The organism is Aporhodopirellula aestuarii (assembly GCF_023701485.1).
GTDB lineage: Bacteria > Planctomycetota > Planctomycetia > Pirellulales > Pirellulaceae > Rhodopirellula > Rhodopirellula aestuarii.
On sequence record NZ_JAMQBK010000060.1, the window covers coordinates 173,454 to 195,933 of the forward strand.

Consider the following 22,480-nt stretch of genomic DNA (forward strand, 5'->3'; position numbering starts at 1 on the left):
TTTCCAAAATTGCGTTAGCCTAGCCAGGCGAGCTGTCTTGCTAATGTCCGCGCAGGAAAAAACGTTCGTCGAATCCGAAAAGAACTCGACGAACGTTCGTGTTAGGTTTCCGAAACCACCGCGGCGAACTACTTGAGTTCGACAGCTCCACCGGCTTCTTCGATTTCAGCCTTGATCTTCTCAGCATCTTCTTTCGAGACGGCTTCTTTGAGGGTGGCAGGCACGCCTTCGACCATCTTCTTGGCTTCCATGAGGGAAGCACCGGTGATGTTCTTGACGACCTTCACAACGTTCAGCTTCTTATCGCCGAAGCTGGTCAGGACGACGTTGAATTCGGTTTGCTCAACAGCAGCGGCAGCGCCACCACCATCAGCAGGAGCCATCATCACAGCACCACCGCCGGCGGCAGGCTCAATACCATGCACATCCTTGAGGTAGTCGCTCAATTCTTTGGCTTGTTTCAGGGTCATGTTGGCGATCTTGTCGCCCATTTCTTTGGCTTCGGCGCTGTACTCGGCGACCGCAGTTGCTTCTTCGGACATGTCAAACTACCTCAAAAACGAAAAAGGTGATTCGGAAAAGTTGGATTGGGAAAGTGCTTGGGTTTGATAAAGGAGACGTTACGACTCGTCGCCTTCGCCCTTGCTCTTGATTTGGCTGTTGAGCATTCGACCAGGGCCGAGCATCGCAGCACTGAGGGTCGATCCTGGTCCCAGGATTTGGCCGACCAACATCGAGATTTGCTCTTCGCGACTAGGCCATTTGCTAATGGCTTTGACGCCCTCCTGGTCGAGAGGTTCACCGTCCATGACGCCGCCGGTGGCGATGAATTTGCTGTACTTCTCGGCATCTTTGTCGAGGCGTACGGCTTCCTTCACGAGCGACACGAAATCACTCGAACCCCAGATCAACGCGACTTGGCCGCGAGTGCCTTCAAACGCTGGTGCCAGCGTGGAGCCTTCGGTTGCCCGACGAGCCAGCGAGTTTTTGACAACCATCATCTGGATGTTTTTTTCGCTTAGTTCGCCACGCAGTTCGTTGGTCGTGTTCGCGTCCATGCCGCTGCAGCTAACGAGCACCGCATCGGAGACCCCTTCGAGTCGACGCTTCAGGTCACGCGTGACCAGGTCTTTAACGTATTTACTCATTTGATTTTTTCGCTGTCTAAACTCATCTCCGCGTTAACCGCGGCTGGGCAAAAATTCAGGTTACCGATTCGCGTGAACCACAACCGTCTCGGAAATTCCTGAAACGCTTGATCTCACATTTCAATTGTGAGGTTGCGTCTGCGGAGAGGCAGGGGCTCGGAGAGTGGCTTGCTTAGGTCTGGACTCGGACGCTCGGTGTCATCGTTGCACAAATGGCAACGCCTTTGATGTACGTCCCCTTGATCGTCGAAGGCTTCATACCAGAGATGTAGTTGACGAAGGCGGTGATGTTTTCTTCGAGTTTTTGTGACTCAAAGCTGATCTTCCCGACCATCGCGTGGACGTTGCCACCTTTGTCGTTTCGGAATTCGACCTTACCAGCCTTGTATTCACCGACCACTTTACCGACGTCGGCGGTAACCGTTCCGGCACGCGGACTCGGCATCAAACCACGGGGACCGAGCACTCGGCCGAGTGGACCGACTAAGCCCATCATGTCTGGGGCAGCGATACAAACGTCAAAGTCAGTGAAACCGTCTTTGATCTTTTTAGCCAAATCTTCCTGGCCGACTTCGTCAGCACCCGCGGCTTCGGCGGCTTTTGCAGCGTCGCCCTTAGCAAACACAACAACACGTTGAGTTTTGCCAATACCGTGAGGAAGAACCAGCGAACCACGAATGATTTGGTCCGCTTGATTGGGGTCGACACCCAAACGCATGTGAACTTCGACAGTTTGGTCGAACTTCGTTGCGTCGTATGTCTTTAGCGTCTCGACCGCTTTGGATAGCGGTTGGAGCTCTTTTGGTTGCTTTGCAAGCGCGGCGCGATACCGCTTGGATTGTTTTGCCATATTGGTCACGACTCGGGTTGTCGGGTGGTTCGGCGAAACGACTCAATCCTGAAAAATGCCGCAATTCACGTGCGATCAATCGTCAGTGGTCGGTTCTCCCACTTGTGGTCTCGCGAGATTCCGACTGGCCTAACGGCGTGGTCGACTCGGGAGAAGTGGCGGAGTTTGGCGAAGTTGCTCAGTATCGTCAACCTCAACTTTGCCTGCTTATTCGTATTTTTTGGTGAAAACTGGTGTAACGTATGGCTTAAGGACGTTGTGGAACACCGCTTGCTCCGTCCCTACCATGGAATGATCCGCTTCTGTCGCAGTGGCAGATGTGTCGCCGACTTGACGACCGACCTCTCCCCACGGAAGGCGGATCATACGATTTCAACACGAAGGACTTTTATGACCGCTCCTGTTCCTGATGACCGCTGTAACCACGACGAGTACCCTCGCTGCATGAGCTCCCGCTGGCTGACCGCGCTACCCGTTTATAACGAGGTCAACTACGTCGACGAGGTGCTCGATCAAGTACTCCGCTACAGCGACCAGATTCTCGTCGTTAATGACGGGAGTAATGACGGAACGGCTGAAAAGCTAGAGGCCCGACGGGCAGCCCAGCCGGATCAAATCGCGGTCATCCACCACCCCAAAAACCGTGGTTACGGTGCCGGACTGCAAAGTGCCTTTGCCTACACTCTCGATCAAGGTTATGAGGGCGTCGTCACCCTCGACTGTGACGGGCAACATCAACCGCATCGGATTCCTCGCTTCATCGAAGCGGCACGCAATGCGGATATCGTCTCGGGAAGCCGTTACCTGAAGAAATACGAAGGTGACGATGAGCCGCCTGCGGAGCGAATGTTCATCAACCGCCGCATCACCGCGGACATCAATGAGAGACTCGGGTTTGCGTTGACGGACGCGTTTTGTGGTTTCAAAGCCTACCGAGCCGATGCTCTTCGCGCGATGCGAATCACGAATGATGGCTACGCGATGCCGCTGCAGTTGTGGGTTGAGGCGGCCGCATCCGGATTGAGCGTCGTTGAAATCCCGGTTCCGCTGATTTACCTCGACTTGGATCGTTCGTTCGGGGGTTCGCTCGACCACTCCGAAACGCGATTGAAGTACTACAACGAAGTCATCGAGGAAGCGATCGCGACGGTACGCAGCGAAGGTCGTTTGCCTGACACTCCGTTCTTTCGTGCCCAGTCGTGCGGCTGACGCAATCGTCCGTTGAACGTAAGAAAACTCCGCCGAGCCCGTTTGAATGCCTGAAGGCCATAAAACACATTTTTTGGCCGCCGAGCATTCACGCCAGTTTGCTGGAGAAATGCTGAAGGTCACCAGTCCGCAAGGACGGTTTACGCCTGACGCCAAAAAGGTGAATGGGCGGATCTTGGAATCGGTCACCGCGGCAGGCAAACACCTTTTCTATGGGTTCGAAGGTGACCGCATCGTGCATGTGCATTTGGGTCGCTACGGAAGCTTCGTGTGCGAGCCTTCGCCGCCCTCACCCCCGCGTGGTCAGGTGCGGATGCGAATGGTGGCACCGGAGTACACTCTCGACTTGCGTGGTCCAACTCAGTGCAGGGTGATTGATTCGGAGACACGGTCATCGATCGTTGACAAGCTCGGCCCGGATCCGTTGGCCGGCGGGAGGAAAGCCGACTTTTGGTCGAATGTCTCGACTAGCGGCAAACCGATCGGCGGATTGCTCTTGGATCAATCCGTTATCGCAGGCATCGGCAATATTCTTCGAGCTGAGATTCTGTTCGAAACCGGTATCGATCCCAATTGTGCCGGCAAAGATCTGACTTCGGAAGAGTTTGCAAGTCTTTGGAAATCGCTCACCAAGATGATGAAGGTCAGCCTCAAACATGGCCGGATTATCAGTGTGACCGCAGGGGAAGCGGGCAAGCCACTTGCGAAACTGAACAATCGGGAACGGTTTCGTGTCTACGGAAAAACCGAGTGCCCTCGGTGCGGCGGACCCATCACGAATGAACCAATCGCCTCCCGCAAGCTGTACGCGTGCCCGAACTGCCAGGGCATGAACGGTGCCGACCGAGCGGAAACTGAATGACGTAGTGAATTTCGTCAGAATTCCTCGGGATAAGGAATTCCGGAGAATCTAAACGCTGTACCCAATTTCAGTTCGGATCGCGATGAGCTTCCGCGGATGCCGGTTGTGATGAATGCATGGCTTGCGTCGGGTTTTATCGCAATTGCGGCTTGTCATTTGAGCGACCAAGGATGATGAGTTTGATTGTGTGACCTAGCGTTGATCTCCGGGGTGACACGATTCGTGAGTCACTCGGTGCTCTTGAACGTGGAGATTCCCTTGGCTCGTCACACGCTTACCACCGTCGCATTTTCAATCGTCGCCGCGCTGTTCCTCGTCGTTGACGTTTCGCGTGCCTCGTCGCAAGGTTTTTCGCGATCAGGTTTTGGGTACGGCTACAGCGTTCCCATGTACAACACGCGATTCGGTGCCGGCTACGGAATGGGTTACGTCTACGATCCCTATGCGACCGGCAGCTTTGAGCCACCGGACTTGCTCAACGCCCCGATGTTCCGCGCCCAGCACAAATTTGATAGCCACTATCCAGGACGGTACTCGCATCATCGTCCATTGGAATTCAAAGAATCGGTGACGCACCAACCTCATCACGTGCCGCAGCGTCGTCATCGTTCGACAACGCACTATTATCGCGGTTGGTGAGTGGTTCGGTTGGTTCACCAAACCAACGGTGTCCGCTCGATCGCATGAGCAATAAGAAAATCAACGCAAAGAAATAGAAGCCGACCAGGATGCCCGTGCTTCGTAAAATTTGTGCTTCTGAATCTCGGCTACGTAGATCGATCAGCGAGAGCACAACCATCCTGAAGAAGAAACCGGTTGGGAGCACGGCGAAGATGAATGCCCACCATCGGCCGAGCATGATCCTTAGCATCAGAAGCCAACTGATCGCCACAGAAACAAGCAATGTGGTCGCCGAGGCCGATAAGCCGAGGCAACGTTCGTAGAGTTTGAGCGAGGCCATCGCGACAGCGATCGTGAATGCGATCCCTAGGATTTGACGGATGCTTTGACGCCCGGCCGTTTGCGGCTCACCACGGTGGATTCGTCGATGCGACCATTGCCAAGCGATCATGGGGCCGGTGATCCCGAGCCCGACAATGGCCAAGAGCTGGGCAATGATGTCGAATTCTTGTGGAATCAGCGCAATGAAAAGGACGAGGTTTGCAAACCACGCCAGCACCACCGCGATCCGCGGTCGCATCTGCTGTTTCGCCGTGTCACTGCGGGTCTGCAAATCATCACGCCTCGGCAAATGGATCAACGCGACCCACGATCCGATCGTGATCCAAGCCGCACACAAACCTCCCAACGCCAGTCCCAATGTCAACTGAGTTTCATCGGGCAAACCTCGGCTGGTTTGACCGTTGAGGATACCGCCGATCGTGAACGTGAGCACCAGCGACCAAACCGCGAGCCAGCCTAACAGGACCCAATCCGGATGAGCTTCGTCGTGCGGCATGCTCTTCATTGGATGCTTTGACGACGCAGCGTTTCGAGCGATTGAAATTGCTGTGGTAATTGCCCGTCACGGCGGTCGACCATCTGTTGGAGAACGCGTGGATCGGTTTGGTTGGCGACGAATCGAATCTCACCCGATCCGAAAAGCATGTGCACACCCGCCGGGTGGTGACTGCCGATGGATCCGACTGTCGACGGTGGTGCTGATGCAAATGGATCGCCGGACGCAACGATCCCTCCACCGACGTTTCGGAGCGTCGCCCGCGTTCCGCTGAGCCAGCCTAGATCATCGTAGGGGGTTAGTTTTTCAGATACGAACGCGGTGTTCGACAAGCCGTCGGTGATGTCGTCACGATTGATTGGAAGGTTTAAGACAAACACTCCGTGATCCTTTTCGTCGATCGACTTTTCGGTCGGATGGTGCAGGCCCACGTAACTGCTCGCGTTGCTTTGGTTGCGAGTCGCCGAAGGACATTGGACGCCGGAATAGCTTAGTTCTAAAACCGCCGCGTTGGCTTCATCGTAGACACTCACCGATCGATCGATGTGGGCAGCGATGACGGATTGATCCAACAGGTCGAGCAGGCGACCGAGCCAGTTGTGATGATTGCCCGCCGCAACGCTTTCCACCGGTCCAGACTCCGCTACGGTGCCCACGGGGAAGTGCAGCCATCGATCGTGATAGCTCTGGATTGCCATTCCGATTGGTGTTAGGCGAGCTTGACACGCCGCACGACGCGACGATTCACGCATCGTCTGCACCGCCGGGGCCGCCAAACCGACCAGGACTCCGATGATGGCGATCACGACCAAGAGTTCAACGAGTGTGAATGCGTGTCGAGGAGAAGACATGAGAATCTATCAAGATAGAAGGACGATCGAAATGAACAATTAAACCGAGGGGGATCTCGCGGGCCATCCGACACAAAGGGTATTGGCTAAGCCAATCGCTCCAACAGCGAATCGACTGGCAACGGCAGGAAACGCGACTTGTTAGTTTCTCTCCATCGGTCTGCGGACCGTAAGGCCGGATTGGCCGTTGTGGTAAAGCGTGGCTTGGTACAACCGAGTTTCGTCAGGCTGCGTGATCGTTTCAACAACAATCCACCGTCCCGTCTCATCGGTTGCTTCTGAACTACCGAGGGGAAGCCGGATTTCGGTTTCTTCCATCTCGCCTGATTGAGCGACCGCTTCGATCGCCGATTCTAAGGTTGCGATCGAACGGTGGTGATGTTCGTTGCGCCGTTCATGTGATGCACGGCTTGTCACGGACGCAGCAAACGTGCCCACGAGTAGTGCCAAGATCAAAACGAGAACCAATGAAGCCGATCCACGTCGGTTGCGTCCAACTTGCGATGGGTACGCAAAGGAACTCATGGTGCGAGCCTCCTTGCCGCGACGATCCGGATGGGAGCGTTTGGACGGTCTGATTCGGTGATCGTCCACTGAACGAGTTTGTTGTTGTCCAGCAATTCAATCTGGATTCCGGCGTCGCGGCCGATCGCGTATTCGTCCCGTGTTACGCTCGATTCGTCCGGATTGAGAACAACACGACTCACACTCGTTGTCGATTCGACGCGATAGACGATTGGTTGCGTCGATGATTCACGTGACAGTGTCAAGCTGGTCTGATCGGTTTGAACGTCACTCGCCGAATGCGTGTCGCGGCGAACGTCATCGGCGAAACGGCGGAGTTCCTGTCGAACCGAAAAACCCTGTTTGGAAGTCTTGTCACTCTTTTGCACGATTGACATTAACCCGATCGTGCCACCCATGAGCGAACTCACCAGGGAAAGCACCACTAGCACTTCAATCAGCGTGTATCCCGCCGAAACTTTTTGTATGCCGTGATTCAATACCCGATTCATGGTGTTGCCTCCAAACGCCAAACGTGGTGCGTCAGCGGGCCGCTTGCCGATTCGATCGAAATCAGCACATGACGACCTTTTGCGGAACCCGATTCGAATGGCTCAACATCCAATTGCACATCAGATTCTTCAGTAAGACGCGAGGCGGCAGCAGAGATCTCCGAATAAGGGACCACAGACAATGTTTCAGCCAAGTTCTCGATCGCGAGTTGATCGGCTAGGCGTTCCGTCGAGACGCGATCAAAGTCGAGTCGGGATTGGTGCAGCTTGAGGGTTAATCCAGTCGCGACAGCCAAAAACGTCAACGCGAGCAGAATCTCCAAAAGCAAGAAGCCATCATTACTACGTCGGCGGTGAAGAGAAGGCCCAGAATTCATAAGAGCGATTCGTGATTCCTAGGACAATGCGAGGATGAAGGTGTTCATCAGGTAGAACATGTACATCGTGTGTGCCAAAACAAAGATTCCGATCAGCAGCGTCGCTACCGGCACGAACCATGCCATGCGGAGCTTCCATAATAGCGTTTGTCGACGTTGGAGGTTTCCGACCAATAGTTGGATCGCGTCAGCGAGGTTGCCGTTTCGTTCGGCAGTGGTCAGCCACACGCGTTCGCGAGGAGTGATCAGTTTCGCGTTTTGCATCGCGGTGGGCAGTGTTGTGCCACTTTCAACTAACCGATGAACCGCATCGCAGCGTCGACTAACCCACCGCACCCGCGCGGATTGGCTGGCGAGGTGAAAAATCTGGCTCGCAGGTTGTTGAACACGGATTCCACGTTCTAACGCTTGGAGAACGTCGCACCGCCACCGCGTTACCGCCTGATCGCCGAACCAAGGAACCCACCGCACCACCGAGAGCGGCAACCAGCGAATCGCGACCGAAACCGCCAACCAAACCGCCATGAATGCGATCAGGAAATTACCGATCAGGCCGACGAAATTAAGCGTTTCTGTCGTAATTGAAGATGTCATCGAAAACTGCTCAAACATTTCGTCGAACAACTTTGTCAGATATGTCCGAATCGAGATAGCAATCAACCACGCCAAGAACGCTGTCGCGACGACATAGACAAATTGTTGCGGTACGAGTGAAGTTGGCCTGGACGAGTTTTCGTCTTGGAGCGTCAGTTCACGCGATTCACGCAGCAGCGAAAGACGTGTGGCATCGTTGTTCGACACAACTTCCGGCGTCGGCACGAGGAACGCCGCGAGCGTGTCGGCGTCGAGCGGCAAACGCGAACGCCGGGCCGCATCCACGATCGACTCGCCGCGATTCAGACGCATCGCAAACACTCTTGTTTGTTTGGCGATTCGGCTACGGAATCCGTCGGCCAACTTTTCTCCCACAGGGATGATCGACGTACCCGTTTCGGCAGCCAATTGCAACCATCGATTCAGCGAGCCCGCTTCCTCACGATAACGGAGTCGCCCTGCCGTGACGATTGACGCGGCGAACATCATCAATAGCACGATAGTGATGGGATGCGGTGCGGCAACGACGAGTGAAATGAGACAGGATGTCCATAGCAGCCACTCAATCGTTTCGAAAAAGATGATGGCAATTCGTTGTGACGTTGTGCCCGGGTCGCGCAGCAAGTTAAGGCGAATGGAACGAAACGTTCCCGCCAGCAGCGCGAGCACAAACGTGAATGAGAGAACAGGAAGAATTTGTTCCATGGTTAGGTGAGCCCCACCAAAACAACCGACATGAACATTGACGCGGTCAACATTGCAAACGCAGCGAGAAATACTGAAACCAAGAGCCCCGAAACCGAGAGGAACTGGGTCGCCCGGGTCAGACGCGATTGAGCCATACTGTGGCATTCCATCGTCGCGTGATGCCACACCCGGACCGACTCATCGACGGATCTTGCGTTCTCGACCATCACGCACACTGCGGACAGCGGCTGGTCTCGGACCGGACACAACTGGAGGACATTCGTCAACGATTGCCCTCCTCGGATTCGCTGAGCCGACATCGCAGACCACCTTCGTAAAGCGGCATCGCTGACTTCTTCCGATGCGGTCGCTAACGCGTCGCCATAGGTTTGCGAGCGAGCGACGGACTGATACATCGATTGACAAAAACTACCCATCGAAACCATCCGCATGGTCGACCCGATCCAAGGCATTCGGCCCACAGTCAGAGCGAGTTGGGTGGGCAATTTGTTGTGGATGAAGAGTATCGTCAGGACATAGACGATCGTCGCGAGGAGTGCTAATACCCCATAGCTCCAAACAAATTGCGTCATCCAACTGACGTTAAGTTCCGTCGGTTCCCATCCGACAAAATAAACGGCATCACGTCCCACTTCTTTCACGGAATTGATTAGATAGGACCCAACTATCAAGGATGCCAACAGATACAGATATGCGATCGTGATCGCCCTCGTTAGTCGACTGCGTGTTTCGTCGCGGATGTTCTTCCACAGTTCCGCTTCCGCGGCTTGCGCGATACTGCCTTCGACAGTGACACGGGATGGGGTCATCTCACCACCTCGCTGACAACGTCGAATAGCGGCTGCAGGATGGCTCGCAGGATGATCACGATCATCGTGATCATCAGGATCGCGCTCACCCGTTGCGGTACCACGTCGATCCACCATGTTCGGCGTCGACGCGAAGTTTGCCGGTACAGGTCACTCAGACGCAACATGTCGAGGGCGATGGATGCACCGTCGCGTCGTCCCGACACTAAGTCGATCACGCACTGTCCGACGGGTTCCGGTGTGGTTTTTGGCATCGCTAATGCAGCAGGCGTTTGGGAACCACGGCGGATGTTTTCAACAACGGTCGCCCAAGCTTCAGCGAACTGCGGGCCGGCCACCTCAGCCGCCGTCTCGATCACTCGTCCGGCTTCTGTATTGCCGGCGTTTGCCGAATGAGGAAGGCCGACACGCATCGCCACCCACCGGCAAAACGTCGAATAACTCTGCGACACGTCACTGCCGCGGAGTGATCGCTTCAAATTCCAGTACAACATTGCGCCGAACAATCCGACGACGGCAACGGTGGCGGCCCCGGCGATGAAAAAGTTCTGCGCGAACGTTTGCCAGATTTCTGTGGGCGTCGGAGAGAACGCTGACTTGATCAGTTCGGCTTCGGAAAGCGACACCATGATCCACGGTAGGACAAAGAACGTGACCGTCGCCGCAACGACCACGTTAAACATCGGATTGACTACTGAAAGTTGAACCTGACGGCGGGTTTCGTTCGCCTCGCGAATCAAACGTACGGTTTCGTAGATCGGTTGCGTCGACCCCGTTTCCGCCATGATTTCCATCGAGACACGGATGGGGGCCCGATACTTTTCCGACAAAGAGGCAATCGCCGCGGAGGCGGGTTCCCCGTTTTCGATCCGAGTACGAACGAGGCTCGCGGCACTCCCGATTTTTCCCATGGCACCGTCATCGAGATCGGCCAACCCACTGACCAAGGAACGACCCGATGCGGCCATCGCGATTATTTCCTCGAGCAGCATCGCGAGCGATTCGTTGTCCAATGTTGTCGAATCAGCCGTATCGCTCATGATGCTCGCCCCAACACGCGAAACACTTCAGCCGCGTCTGTCTGTCCTTCATCCACCAACCGATTCGCTTGATCACGCAACGATTCGATTCCCGACTGGGATGCGACTTGATCAATTTCCGGTGCAGGACGATGGCTGATCAATGCGTCGAAAACCGATTGTCCGGTCGAGGTCCCGTCGAACGTGACCATTTGTGCGATCGGGACTCGACCGAGGTATCCGGTGCCGTGACATAGATCGCAGCCGGATGTCTTGTTGGTCTTCGCGTCGCCCCGACACGTCGTGCATGATCGCCGCAGCAAGCGTTGGCAGAGAACCCCACGCAGACCGCTCTGTATTGCGAAGGTCGGTAGTTCCATCTGCACCAGCCGTCGCAGCGTCGCGCCAATCGAACCGGCATGGATCGAGGAAAAGCACAGATGCCCGGTCATGGAAGCGGCCAGGACGGCTTCGGCGGTTTCGACATCGCGGATCTCACTGACCAACAACACCTCAGCATCTTGTCGCACGGCGGCCCGCATCGCTGAAGCCAACGTCAGGCCGCTGGTTTCTTGTAATTGACTCTGGCTGATCGAATCGATCACCGACTCGATCGGGTCTTCGATTGTCAAAACGCTGCGTCGAAACTCTCCCGCGGCGATCTGTGACAGACACGCGTACAGTGTCGTTGTCTTGCCGCTGCCCGCAGGACCGGCGACCAACAACCATCCGTCTCGTGATTCACATACGGACTGCAATTGCCTCTGAATTTCGGAATCAAATCCGAGGCGATCGAGGTGGCGAATCGATTCACGGCCGTCCATGATCCGGATCGCTGCGCGTTTGCCGTGAACGGTTGGGAAAATTCCCACACGCATCTCGCGTTCTTCACCATCGCCGCCCTGCCACCTCAGCGGCCCTTCTTGCGGGACTCCTGCCCGGTAGGACGGCAAACCCGCCAACGCCATCAAACGCGCCACGGGATCGCTCGCTTCGCTCCGCTCGAATGAATCGACTGGTTGCAAAACACCGTCGATACGAAACGAAACGTCCCACGTCCGGGAACGCGGTTGAATGTGCACATCGCTGGCCCCACGCTGAATCGCCGCCGTCAAGCAGTCCTTCACCATCTCGATGGAAAAGTTCGGATCCGAGGGCGGAAGGCGAGTTGGAGAAAGGGAGACCAGCATGACTCTTTCTGAAAAGTTTGCGTCGGGAACCCGCTGTACGCCCGGGATCGCTAAACTGATGTTTTCAAAAACACGGGGACATCATGAAACGATATCGACATCGTAACGGATTCACGCTGCTAGAGTTGCTCGTTGTGGTGGGGATTATCGGCGTTCTCGTCGGGTTGTTGTTGCCTGCCGTTCAAGCCGCTCGGGAGGCGGCCCGTCGGATGAGTTGTAGCAACAATTTCAGGCAAATCGCCCTCGGTGTTGCCCAGTATCATGCCGCGTTTGGTCACCTGCCGCCACACGGGACCGGCACGTTCAGCAACGCCAACGATCCCACCAACACCAACCAATTTCGGTTGAGTTTTTTGGTCTCGATAACGCCTTACATCAGCCAGGGGCCGATCTGGTCGGCGATTAGCGAAGAGTACGTTGGTCCGCCACCGGAAGGTGATAAGAACATTGAGGAGAACTACGACGAGATGATGATGGGTTTCGATGCCTACGAGTTTTCGGGAGGCTACGAGGACCCGAGCCACCGCTATCCAGCCATGGGACCGGTTCCCTCGATGAGCTCCTACGAGCCTTGGGCGAATGAGATCTCCGTCTATCGTTGCCCATCCGATCCGGGTATCGGATTGCCCTCGTTGGGACGAACCAACTTTGCCGCTTGCCTCGGCGATGCGATCGAAGGTTTGGACGATGGGCTGTGGCGGTACGAAGCCGGTCAATGGTCACCCAGCGGTGAAGCACAAATGAGGGCGACCGGTCGTGGCATGTTCGTGCCACGAATGGTGACGACGTTTGACGATGTTACCGATGGCTTGTCAACAACGATCATGCTCGGTGAAGTCGCGACCCATCTCGGTGACAACGACATCCGAACCGTGCCATCAATTCAGAACGGTTGGGTCGGAGGTGTTTTAGATGACGTTGAGACATGCCGCAGCCACATTGATGAGATGCGTCCCCAGTTCTGGAATAGCGGTTCGTCTATCCAATTGCCGACAAACAGTGCCCAAGGTCGTGGCTATCGGTGGGCTGACTCGAATCCTTTGATGACCGGTTTCAACACGATCCTAACACCGAATCGCGAACTCTGTTTTGGCGGTGACGAAACGACCACCGGAACGCTGACGATGAGCAGTCGTCATCAAGGCGGAGGTCACATCGCGATGGGCGACGGCTCGATCAAGTTCATTACCGACTCGATCGAATGTGGCGACAGCAAAGGCACGGTGACTTTGAGCGGCGAAGCCGAACTCGCACCCGGCAGCCCTAGCGTTTTTGGATTGTGGGGCGCGTTGGGGACCCGCAATCAAGCCGAACTCTTTGGCGTCGAGCTCTAAAACGAGCGGCCCGTCCGGAGCGTTTCGCTATTCTTTAGCGAGTTTGATCAACATCTCGGCGCCGCGGCGGAGCGTTTCATCGCTAGCGGCAAAACTGATCCGAAAGTGCGAATCGCGTCGACTGAAGATGTTGCCGGGGATGATGAGCAATCCTTGCGAGATCGCACGTTCGACGAACGCTGCCCCGCCTTGATTTCCGGGTGCTTTGGGGAATAGGTAGAACGCGCCTCCGGGCGATGTCAACTCATAGTGCGGTGACAATTGATCGACGAGATAATCACGTTTGGCACGGTACTCGTCAACGTTCGCTTTCATGGAAACTTCCATCGCACGCAGTGCACCCCACTGTGCCGGTTGTGGCGAGCACACGAAGGAATACTGTTGGATCTTCAACATCGTCGAGATCACTTCACGTGGCCCGTGCACATAACCGACCCGCCATCCAGTCATCGCGTGCGACTTGCTAAATCCATCGATCACGATCGCGTCGGGGTTGTCCGAAGCGGGGGAATAAAACTCGCCGTCGTAGAAAAAACGGCTGTAAATTTCATCCGACAGCAGTGCCACGTTGTGCTTGGCGGCGATTTCGGCGACCGCTTTCAAATCGGCTTCCGTAGCCGTCACGCCGGTCGGGTTGGCGGGGCTGTTGACCAAGATCATTTTGGTCTTGGGAGTGATGGCGGCTTCGATCTTTTCGGGGTCGAGCCTGAAATCAGGATACGAATCGACCATCACGGGAACGCCACCGCACAACCGGACCAGAGCCGGGTACATGACGAAGTACGGGTCGAGAAAGATCACTTCGTCGCCCGGATTCACCATCGACAGCATCGAAAGGACGAGACCGCCGCTGGTGCCGCTGCTGATGAAAACGTCGCGATCTTGCCCGGGATATTTGGCGTTCACCTCCGCCAAAATCGCTTCCCGCAGCGGGGCGATTCCCTGGGTCGGGGAGTACGCGTTGCGACCCGACCGGATCGCCTCGATCGTCGCCTCTTTGATTTCGTCGGGGACGTCAAAATCGGGCTGACCGATCGACAGGTTGATGGGATCCTTGAGTTTCGCGGCAAGGTCAAAGACGCGGCGGATCCCGCTGCTGTCGAAGGAGGCCGTTCGGTCGGCGATCCATGGGTGCATGATGACGTCGATGTATAGTGGGTGAAACGGATTGGAAAGCCCTAGTATCGACGTTGTTGCCCCTTTGAACAGTGATCTGATTTGAAAATCGTCTATCTCACCGCCGGTGCCGCCGGAATGTACTGCGGCAGTTGCATGCACGACAATTCGCTCGCCAAGGCGATGCGTACGCTCGGTGACGACGTCCTGTTGCAACCCGTCTACACCCCGATCCGCACCGATGAAGTTGATATCGCGTCGGATCAGGTCTTCCTCGGCGGGATCCAGGTATACCTCCTGCAACAGGTTCCACTGATGCGATGGGTGCCCCGTTTCATGAGGTCATGGATGGATCGACCGGGCATCATTTCCGCCGCGACGCGGCGTGCCGTCGGCACCGATCCGGCAAAACTCGGCGACCTGACCCTGTCGATGCTCCGCGGATCTCATGGACGGCAGGCGAGCGAGATCGAACGATTGGTCCAGTGGCTTGAAACAGAGATTCGTCCCGACGCGATTATCTTCAGCAATCTGCTCATTGGCGGAATGATCCCCGTGGTCGCCGATCGACTACCTGACGCCAAGATCGTCGTCGTTCTACAAGGCGACGATCTCTTCCTCGACCAACTACCCGAAAGCGTTCGCGCCGAAGCGATTGAACTCTGCAAAGGATTGGCCACAGATGTCGATACGTTTGTCACCTACAGCCGTTTTTACCGCGACAAGATGAGCGGTCTGTTTGATATCCCCGAATCGAAATTTGATATTCATCCGCTCTCGATTGACCTCACACCGTTTCGTGTCAACGCATCCGCGACGGAGCCAGCCGGCACGGGACGAAGCGAACTTCCGCACGACAAAACGCCCGGCGAGTTTCGCGTCGGCTACTTCGCCCGAATTGCACCCGAGAAAGGTTTGCATGTACTCGCCGACGCGTTCGAACGGTTGTCGCGAGATTCGGCGAACTCACACATCACCTTGCATGCGGCGGGGTGGTTGGGCGAGCATCATCGATCGTACCTCGATAAGATCATGTCTAAGATCGGGGCGGCGGGTTTGTCGGATCGATTTCATTATCACGGCAGCCCTTCGCTCGCCGAAAAGGTATCCCTGATGCAAACATTTGATCTGCTCAGCGTCCCGACGCCATACGAAGATCCCAAGGGCTTATTTTTGCTCGAGGCGATGGCTTCCGGGGTGCCGGTCTTGCAACCCGCTCACGGTGCGTTTGTCGAGTTGGTCGCCGCGACGCAAGGAGGGGAGTGTTTTCCGCCGGGCAACATTGATGCCCTCGCTCGCCAAATTGTCGAACTCAGCAAAGACAGTGAGCGATTAAAGAACTTCCGATCGATTTCCAAAAATCTGCTCGAGCAAAATCACAGCATTGAGGCGGCGGCGATACGGATGCGTGCGACCTGTGGCGGGTGAGATACGCGGCCGACTCTCCTCAACCGGTTGGCGAGGAAGCGTGCGGGGTGAGAAATTTTCGAACTACGGACCGCCGACGTAACACAATGGTAACATTCGGTTCCTAATTTGAGCTTAATGGGTTCTCGGCGGTTGTTGCCGCCAGCAGGTTACAGTCCTGCTTCATGTGGCCCACGAAGTATTCGAGAGTGAAAGGAACCTGGAAATGCGAGACCAATGTTTGACGCTTTGGCGAGTGGGGGCGGCCTCCCTATTGGTCGCCGGTGGCATGCTCCTGCTGTCCCCGACAGCGCACGCGCAGAGCCCGGCGGAACTGTTGGAAAAAGGGATCTACGCTGAGGAAACGGTCGGCGATCTGGCCGCAGCGATTCGGGTGTATCAACAGGTCGTCACGGCGGCTAATGAATCACGTACCGCGGCCGCCCAAGCACAATACCGAATCGGGTTGTGCTATGAAAAACAAGGCAATTCAGCCGAAGCTGTCAAAGCTTTTCAAGCGGTCGTCGACGACTACCCAACCGAAACGGAACTGGTCGATCAGGCAAAAACGCATCTGCCGAGCGAACCCGAGTTACTGCCTGTGCCTTGGGGCGATGGCGATGAGTTGGTTTTTGAGATGAAACTCCAAACCGGTCTCGGCGTCGGAATGCAGGTCTACCGCGTTGCTAAGTCGAAGATGGCTGATCGTGACGTTTGGGAATGTCAGAATTGGCAAATCGTGACGATCAATGGTCAGCGGGGCAAAAGTCGCGTCCTCGCCGACGCCAAAACGTTTGCACCGATTGAGAGCACATGGATGCATACGATGCTCGGCAAAGCGTCGGCCAAATACCAAGACAATCAAGTCACCGTACAATTGGCGAACAAGGATGAGCCTGTCGTTCTGAAATCAAGCGGACCTTTGTTTGATAATGAACAAGCTGCGGAAGTTTTTCGCCGATTACCGTTGAAAGAGAACTACGAAACAACGTTGCAAGTCATCTCGTCGCTTGGCGCTACGGAGGTACCGATTGCTCTGAGCGTTCCAAAATTAGAAACGATTGAGGTTCCGGTCGGAAAATTTGAGTGTTTCGTCGTCAAACTTGAGATCGGACAAACGTTCTGGATCTCCAATGACGAGCACCGGTACATCTTGCGATTCCAAGCCGGTGGCGTGACCGCTGATTTGACCGAAGTACGCCATCCACACGAGGAGACTCGCACGTCGGTAGAGCGGGAGCGGTTCACGGTGGAACTGCCCCCGAATTGGTTCGCATACACACCTTCTAGTCTCGGTGACAACAATAAGTCGACGACGCAGCTTATCGATCCGGATGCCACCATGGATGCCAGGATCGAGGCCGGCCCGTTGGACGACATTCAATCGAAGCATGAAACCGTACGTGAGTGGTTGGACGCTTCGTTGGACGAATACCGAAGACGCAGTTCGTCGTTTGAACTCAGCGACGAGGGTATTCAAACCATTCAGGCAGGCGACCGAGAAGGCGTCGTCGCGGTTTTTGAATATTTCGAAAACGACAAGCCCAAGAAGGCCTACCGGGCAGCCATCTTCGGCGATGATTCAGCGGTGAATGTACGTTTTACCGCTGATAAGGAAATCTTCGAAACGCTGCAGAAGTCGTGCGACCAAATTCTCGCCAGCCTTGACGTGAAGTAAAGGCGTCGAGAATGCGTGATGACCGTTTGGCGTGGCCAATCCTGCTGCTTTTGCTAATCGTACTTGTGCCCTCGTTGGGCATGACGTGGATGATGCGCGAAGCGATCCGGAACGAACGTCTGGCAGCGGATCAACGATTGCAAGAGGCCTACGAGATCCAATTGCAATCCGCCAGCCAGATGATTCGTGATCGGTGGAGCGACCAAATCGAACGTGAAGCGGAGATGTTGGAAGCCGAGCAACCCGAAATCGATTTTGAAAGATTGGTTTCTCAGGGTTTCATCGACAGCGTTCTGATCTGTGACGACCAAGGAAAACTGATCTATCCGGATGTGCAGGGTTTGAGTCGGATTACGGCGATGGAATCTGATCCTCGTTGGCGACGGGCTCAACGGCTGGAGTTTGTGGAACAAGAATACGATGCCGCACGAGACGTCTACGCTGAGCTCTCTCGTAACGAGGGCACTGCGGCGTCACGTTGTCGAGCACAGCAGGCTCAGGTTCGGTGTTCTCTCAAACTCAATGAGACCGACGCCGCATTGGTCTTGCTGACGCAGCTCGCCGGGCAAAGCGAAACTCTCGACGAACAGGGACGCTCGTTCGCGGCCGCCGCCGAATTGCAGATGCTCGAATTGCTCGAACCCGACACCGATCAATGGAACAAAGTCTCTCGACAACTTCAGACGCATCTGAACGATTATCGCAATCCGATGTCATCTTCTCAGCGGCAATTTTTGATGAGGCGGCTGAAGGAATTGGATCTTGAAAATGCTCGCTTGCCGACGCAAGGTGCCGAGCTACTCGCGTCTGAGGCGGCCGCTGTCTTTGACAGCCAATTTGCGACTCCCGATTTGAAGTTGGCTTCGTTGCCGGGCGTTTGGAGCCGATCGTCGTCGGACGGCCGGCTCATCGAACTTTACAAGACAACAACCTTGAAGCAACGATTGCTCGAGTTAGCCGACAACGTGCCACTGCCCATAAACGTCACTTTCGTGGTGTCACTGCCACAGGAAGTGTCGCCCGGCATGGTGGACGTCTCACTCGGAGTTGATCTGGGTGGTCTGCGCTTGGGTTTGCAGAGGCTGCCGCAAAATGGCGTCGACGACAGTTCGCAACAACGTCGTGCCGTGCACGTTTGGATCGCATTGCTCGTGTTTGCGATCACGTGCGTTTTGGCATGGTTGCTCTCAATCGTCCTCCAACGCAAGCTGCGTTTGGCGAGGCTCAAGAACGACCTCGTGGCGACAGTGTCTCACGAACTCAAGACGCCTCTGTCTTCGATACGGCTCTTAGTCGACACGTTGCTTGATTCGGATCAGGACGTTTCCACCGCAAAATCAAAGGCAAGAAATCGTGAATATCTCGAGTTGATCAGCCACGAGAACGCGAGACTGACTCGGTTGATCGACAACTTCTTAACGTTTTCGCGTATCGATCAGCGCCGACAAAAATTTGATTTTCAGATCATTGATTTGCGTGACGTCGTTGAACAAGCTGCCGCTGTCTTTCGTGAACACTGGAGCGACGTCGATTCTTGTTTGACAATCCATCACGCTCCAGCCGCAATCATTTCGGGCGATAAAGATGTGTTGGTGACGGTAGTCGTTAATCTGTTGGAGAACGCCTGGAAATACAGCGGTGAAAATCGGCAAATTTCCGCCACGACAAGTGTTGATGGAGCTTATGTTTTGCTCGCCGTGCAAGACAACGGAATTGGGATGAATGCTCGCATGACGAGCCGAATTTTTGAACGCTTTTTTCAGGTTGATCAGCGTGTCGCACGGTCGCGAGGCGGATGTGGGTTGGGACTAAGTATCGTTCACGCGATCGTCGATTCACACGGCGGTAGCATTCGTGTCGAGAGTGAACCCGACGTCGGCAGTACTTTCACGGTCCAGTTGCCGGTGGCAAACAAGTCCGAGAAACATGGAATTTTGGCTAAGAACGAGGGACTGGTTTGATGGGACAATCGCCTCGGATTCTCATTGTCGAAGATGACCCTGCTTTGCTTCGTGGTCTGAGTGACAATTTTCGAGGGGCGGGATTTGATGTTACGACGGCGACCGACGGCCAACTCGGATTAACACATGCACTGACGCAACCGCCGGACCTGATGTTGCTCGACATCATGCTTCCTAAAATCAACGGCTACGACCTATGCCGTCGTGTACGCCATGCCAAACATCATTTTCCGATCGTGATGCTGACCGCGAAGGGCCAAGAGGAAGAGATCGTGCGTGGTTTGGAATTGGGCGCCGATGACTACGTCACTAAACCGTTTGGGATTCGCGAGTTGCTCGCCCGAGTGAAGCGACTACTTCGACGCGAGCTGATCGATGGCAAAGAGCTCATTGTGCTCGGTGAATTGGTTCTCGATCGCGACGCACGCAAACTGACGCGTGATGGGAAAGAAATTCCGTTAACCCAGAAAGAGTATCGCTTGCTCGAATACTTCGTCACGAACCCTCATCGAGCTTTGGCCCGCAGCAGCATTCTTGATGCGGTATGGGGCCGTTCGATCATCGTTAGCCACCGCAGCGTCGATCGCTGTATCACGACTCTACGAAGCAAACTCGAAACCCTACCCTCCCAACCCAAATTCATCCACACCATCCGCGACATCGGCTACCGATTCGAGTTACCTGTGAAATAACTTCCACAACGCCAAGTTCTCGGCCATCGGCATCGTGTAATGGTTACCGGGATGACTCCCGGCGTAGGGGACCGTTCGAGCTTTGTGGGCGCATGGCCACGCTAGGCTCGGCCTTGATTGACCCGATGGTGGCTGACCCGCCAGGGCCCTAATTTCGACGACACCTAGGGACCCAAGCAGGTGTAATTGGCAAAATCCTATGAGCCGTTTGGGCGTTAGTCTGGACTGCTAAATCATTGCGAAGACGTGCAAATACTAGGCCGCGCCAGTATTGCTTCCATTCCTAGTCGCGATAGCGACGGCAGGCGAAAGCCCCGGACGTGAGTCCGGGGTCGACGTCGCCCCCCGCAAACACCAAGTCGCGAAGCGATGACAGATGCTGCTCCCGGTGGTTCATTCGTGCGCACACCCGAGTTTTGTATCGTCGCGTTGCGACTTGCTTCGTTTTGTTCTCCCAAGCCACAGACTCACGTTCGTGGCTGTAGCGTGTCGTCGCGATCGTGATTAACCATCCGCGAAAGACGGGATCCGACATGGCGTACGATGGAAAGTCGCAACGTCTCGTCAGCCACGAAGCTTTCGCATCCCAACGCTAGCCGTGGTTGAACGTCGCAAGCGTAGTAAACGAAAAACGGCTCATATCTCGAAAGACGCCTGCACGCTTAGTTGTCACGCATGACAGGATCAGGTTCGCTATCCGCTCTAGCTTGATGCGACGGACTCTGCATTGGACTTGCTGAATCAGCTCGTCGCAGCCTTCCTGATCTACGCGGCGCGGTAGAGGTGTTCTCGGGTGGGAGGCATTCCTGTCAGGCCTTTGGCCGCTCGTTTAACGCCAACGACTTGGAAGATCTTGATTGATCCGGCGGCGAAGCCTGCTGATCCACCCGCGAGGTAGGCGACCCATAACCGGTATCGTTCTTCGCCGACGAGTTCGATCGCTTTCTCTTTGTTGGCTGACAGGTTTTTGCACCAGTACTTCAGCGTCAGTGCGTAGTGCTCGCGCCATGACTCGACGTCGTGAACCTCGAAACCGCTGCGTTCCATGAAGTCGGTTGTCATTCCGACGGGGGTCAGTTCGGAGCCAGGAAAGATGTATTTGAGAATGAAAGCGCGTTCGGGACGAATCCGTTTGGCGAGTCGTTTAGATGCTTTGGCGCGACTGGCGATGGCGTGGTTGAGCATGATGCCGCGGTCGCGAAGCATCGAGTTGATTTTGCCAAAGTATTTGGGATAGTTTGCGACGCCGATGTGCTCGGACATCCCGATGCTGGAGATCTTGTCGTATTGTCCCTGGTGGTCGGCATAGTCGCAAAGTTCGACGGTGACTTGATCGGACAATCCGAGTTCGTCGATCTTTTGTTTTGCGTAGTCGTGTTGTGTTTGTGATAGCGTGACGCCATGAGCTTGGACGCCGTAGTGCTTGGCAGCATGACAAATCAGTCCGCCCCACCCGCAGCCGATGTCGAGCATTTTTTCGCCCGGCTCGAGCCGCAGTTTGCGGCAGATCATATCGAGTTTGTCATGCTGGGCTTGGTCCAGCGAGTTGTTCCAGTCTTTGAAGTAAGCACAGGTGTAAACCACCTCGGAACCGAGAAAGAGTTTGTAGAACTCGTTGCTGACGTCGTAGTGAAACTGGATATAATCTTTGTTATCTCGCTTGGATTCGGTACGGCCGACCATGTCGTCACGGAAGGCTTGGTTGAGTTCGCGGTTGTCTGTTTTTGCAAAGAGAAATGGCAACGTCCGCCGGGCCACCATCGTTTTGCTGATGGTCTTGAGCCGCCTGCGATTGGATCGTTCGGTTTTGAGAGCGGCCGTGAAGTCGATCAGGTCGCCTCCCTCGAAGCTGATGTGGCCGGTCGCATAAAGCCGCACGAGCGTTTCTAACGTGGGGCGACGGATCAGCGATCCGATCACGCCCGGGCCGGAAAGTTCGATGGTATATTTCCCGTCGGCCTTCGTGCCGAGCGGAATCACTTCGCCGTTCCAGAGCCGAACCGAGGTATTAAGGTCTAATGGTTCGGCAATCGATTGAAGGAGTTCCTTGATCGAACTTAACTGAGCTTCAGCTGAAAATGGGTGTCCCATCCTTGGAATCTCCGGCAAAATTGCGGTGTTGCGGGCCCGGCTCTTGTAACCGACGCACCGGAATGAAACGGTTTCGTCGCCCTTGATTTGACGACGATAGCAAAAGGGA

23 protein-coding genes are annotated in these 22,480 nt (G+C 55.3%); 8 read left to right on the plus strand and 15 right to left on the minus strand.

Features of this window, described 5'->3' with window-relative positions; all coding sequences use genetic code 11:
- Positions 1-128: 128 nt before the first annotated feature.
- The 3 genes from rplL to rplA all read right to left on the minus strand — a co-directional run bounded on the left by rplL (position 129) and on the right by rplA (position 1,998).
- On the minus strand, positions 129-542 hold the full coding sequence (rplL, locus tag NB063_RS21285; protein WP_250930782.1) for a 50S ribosomal protein L7/L12: 414 nt from the start codon (positions 540-542) through the stop codon (positions 129-131).
- A 78-nt stretch (positions 543-620) separates the two neighbouring features.
- On the minus strand, positions 621-1,148 hold the full coding sequence (gene rplJ / locus NB063_RS21290) for a 50S ribosomal protein L10 (protein WP_250930783.1): 528 nt from the start codon (positions 1,146-1,148) through the stop codon (positions 621-623).
- A 172-nt stretch (positions 1,149-1,320) separates the two neighbouring features.
- Positions 1,321-1,998 carry a 50S ribosomal protein L1 gene (gene rplA, locus NB063_RS21295; RefSeq protein WP_250930785.1) on the minus strand — a complete coding sequence of 226 codons (678 nt, stop codon included), beginning with the start codon at positions 1,996-1,998 and terminating at the stop codon, positions 1,321-1,323.
- A gap of 444 nt (positions 1,999-2,442) precedes the next feature.
- Here rplA and NB063_RS21300 point away from each other — a divergent pair, with 444 nt between their 5' ends.
- The 3 genes from NB063_RS21300 (at position 2,443) to NB063_RS21310 (ending at position 4,708) form a co-directional block, all read left to right on the plus strand.
- Positions 2,443-3,207: a glycosyltransferase family 2 protein gene (locus NB063_RS21300; protein ID WP_250931173.1), complete on the plus strand. Its 765-nt coding sequence runs from the start codon at positions 2,443-2,445 to the stop codon at positions 3,205-3,207.
- Between the two features lie 46 nt (positions 3,208-3,253).
- Positions 3,254-4,069 (plus strand): Fpg/Nei family DNA glycosylase, encoded by an 816-nt coding sequence (locus NB063_RS21305; protein WP_250930787.1) that lies wholly within the window; start codon positions 3,254-3,256, stop codon positions 4,067-4,069.
- Positions 4,070-4,327: 258 nt separating this feature from the next.
- Entirely contained in the window at positions 4,328-4,708 is a 381-nt protein-coding gene (locus tag NB063_RS21310) for a hypothetical protein (RefSeq protein ID WP_250930788.1), read from the plus strand.
- On the opposite strand, the gene NB063_RS21315 is transcribed toward NB063_RS21310, so the two are convergent.
- The 9 genes from NB063_RS21315 to NB063_RS21355 all read right to left on the minus strand — a co-directional run bounded on the left by NB063_RS21315 (position 4,626) and on the right by NB063_RS21355 (position 12,092).
- Positions 4,626-5,528: a hypothetical protein gene (locus NB063_RS21315; protein WP_250930790.1), complete on the minus strand. Its 903-nt coding sequence runs from the start codon at positions 5,526-5,528 to the stop codon at positions 4,626-4,628. The two genes, NB063_RS21310 and NB063_RS21315, sit on opposite strands and share 83 nt — an antisense overlap.
- A gap of 5 nt (positions 5,529-5,533) precedes the next feature.
- Positions 5,534-6,379, minus strand: a complete 846-nt coding sequence (locus tag NB063_RS21320) for a DUF1559 domain-containing protein (RefSeq protein WP_250930792.1) — start codon at positions 6,377-6,379, stop codon at positions 5,534-5,536.
- Between the two features lie 141 nt (positions 6,380-6,520).
- The gene (locus NB063_RS21325; protein WP_250930793.1) at positions 6,521-6,904 is read right to left on the minus strand and encodes a hypothetical protein; all 384 of its coding nucleotides are present in this window, start codon (positions 6,902-6,904) and stop codon (positions 6,521-6,523) included.
- Positions 6,901-7,395, minus strand: a complete 495-nt coding sequence (locus tag NB063_RS21330; protein WP_250930795.1) for a prepilin-type N-terminal cleavage/methylation domain-containing protein — start codon at positions 7,393-7,395, stop codon at positions 6,901-6,903. The genes NB063_RS21325 and NB063_RS21330 overlap by 4 nt, the downstream gene beginning before the upstream one ends.
- On the minus strand, positions 7,392-7,772 hold the full coding sequence (locus tag NB063_RS21335) for an acyltransferase (RefSeq protein ID WP_250930797.1): 381 nt from the start codon (positions 7,770-7,772) through the stop codon (positions 7,392-7,394). The genes NB063_RS21330 and NB063_RS21335 overlap by 4 nt, the downstream gene beginning before the upstream one ends.
- 18 nt (positions 7,773-7,790) lie before the next feature.
- Positions 7,791-9,071, minus strand: a complete 1,281-nt coding sequence (locus NB063_RS21340) for a type II secretion system F family protein (RefSeq protein ID WP_250930799.1) — start codon at positions 9,069-9,071, stop codon at positions 7,791-7,793.
- 2 nt (positions 9,072-9,073) lie between these two features.
- Positions 9,074-9,883 carry a type II secretion system F family protein gene (locus NB063_RS21345; RefSeq protein ID WP_250930801.1) on the minus strand — a complete coding sequence of 270 codons (810 nt, stop codon included), beginning with the start codon at positions 9,881-9,883 and terminating at the stop codon, positions 9,074-9,076.
- Entirely contained in the window at positions 9,880-10,923 is a 1,044-nt protein-coding gene (locus tag NB063_RS21350) for a type II secretion system F family protein (protein ID WP_250930803.1), read from the minus strand. The genes NB063_RS21345 and NB063_RS21350 overlap by 4 nt, the downstream gene beginning before the upstream one ends.
- Complete coding sequence (locus NB063_RS21355; protein ID WP_250930806.1) at positions 10,920-12,092, minus strand: GspE/PulE family protein; 1,173 nt, start codon at positions 12,090-12,092, stop codon at positions 10,920-10,922. The genes NB063_RS21350 and NB063_RS21355 overlap by 4 nt, the downstream gene beginning before the upstream one ends.
- Before the next feature lie 83 nt (positions 12,093-12,175).
- Here NB063_RS21355 and NB063_RS21360 point away from each other — a divergent pair, with 83 nt between their 5' ends.
- Positions 12,176-13,426 (plus strand): DUF1559 domain-containing protein, encoded by a 1,251-nt coding sequence (locus tag NB063_RS21360; protein WP_250930808.1) that lies wholly within the window; start codon positions 12,176-12,178, stop codon positions 13,424-13,426.
- Between the two features lie 27 nt (positions 13,427-13,453).
- Here the strand turns inward: NB063_RS21360 and NB063_RS21365 are convergent, their stop codons facing one another.
- Entirely contained in the window at positions 13,454-14,563 is a 1,110-nt protein-coding gene (locus tag NB063_RS21365) for a pyridoxal phosphate-dependent aminotransferase (RefSeq protein WP_250930810.1), read from the minus strand.
- Between the two features lie 81 nt (positions 14,564-14,644).
- On the opposite strand from NB063_RS21365, the gene NB063_RS21370 reads away from it, so the two are divergent.
- The 4 genes from NB063_RS21370 (at position 14,645) to NB063_RS21385 (ending at position 20,280) form a co-directional block, all read left to right on the plus strand.
- The gene (locus tag NB063_RS21370; protein ID WP_250930812.1) at positions 14,645-15,970 is read left to right on the plus strand and encodes a glycosyltransferase family 4 protein; all 1,326 of its coding nucleotides are present in this window, start codon (positions 14,645-14,647) and stop codon (positions 15,968-15,970) included.
- Positions 15,971-16,175: 205 nt separating this feature from the next.
- The gene (locus tag NB063_RS21375; protein ID WP_250930813.1) at positions 16,176-17,627 is read left to right on the plus strand and encodes a DUF3108 domain-containing protein; all 1,452 of its coding nucleotides are present in this window, start codon (positions 16,176-16,178) and stop codon (positions 17,625-17,627) included.
- An 11-nt stretch (positions 17,628-17,638) separates the two neighbouring features.
- On the plus strand, positions 17,639-19,588 hold the full coding sequence (locus NB063_RS21380) for a sensor histidine kinase (protein WP_250930815.1): 1,950 nt from the start codon (positions 17,639-17,641) through the stop codon (positions 19,586-19,588).
- Positions 19,588-20,280, plus strand: a complete 693-nt coding sequence (locus NB063_RS21385; RefSeq protein WP_250930817.1) for a response regulator transcription factor — start codon at positions 19,588-19,590, stop codon at positions 20,278-20,280. Before NB063_RS21380 ends, NB063_RS21385 begins: the two co-directional genes overlap by 1 nt.
- Before the next feature lie 283 nt (positions 20,281-20,563).
- On the opposite strand, the gene NB063_RS21390 is transcribed toward NB063_RS21385, so the two are convergent.
- Both NB063_RS21390 and NB063_RS21395 read right to left on the minus strand, forming a co-directional pair.
- Entirely contained in the window at positions 20,564-20,815 is a 252-nt protein-coding gene (locus NB063_RS21390) for a hypothetical protein (RefSeq protein WP_250930819.1), read from the minus strand.
- A gap of 230 nt (positions 20,816-21,045) precedes the next feature.
- The gene (locus NB063_RS21395) at positions 21,046-22,371 is read right to left on the minus strand and encodes an SAM-dependent methyltransferase (protein ID WP_250930821.1); all 1,326 of its coding nucleotides are present in this window, start codon (positions 22,369-22,371) and stop codon (positions 21,046-21,048) included.
- Positions 22,372-22,480 lie beyond the last annotated feature (109 nt).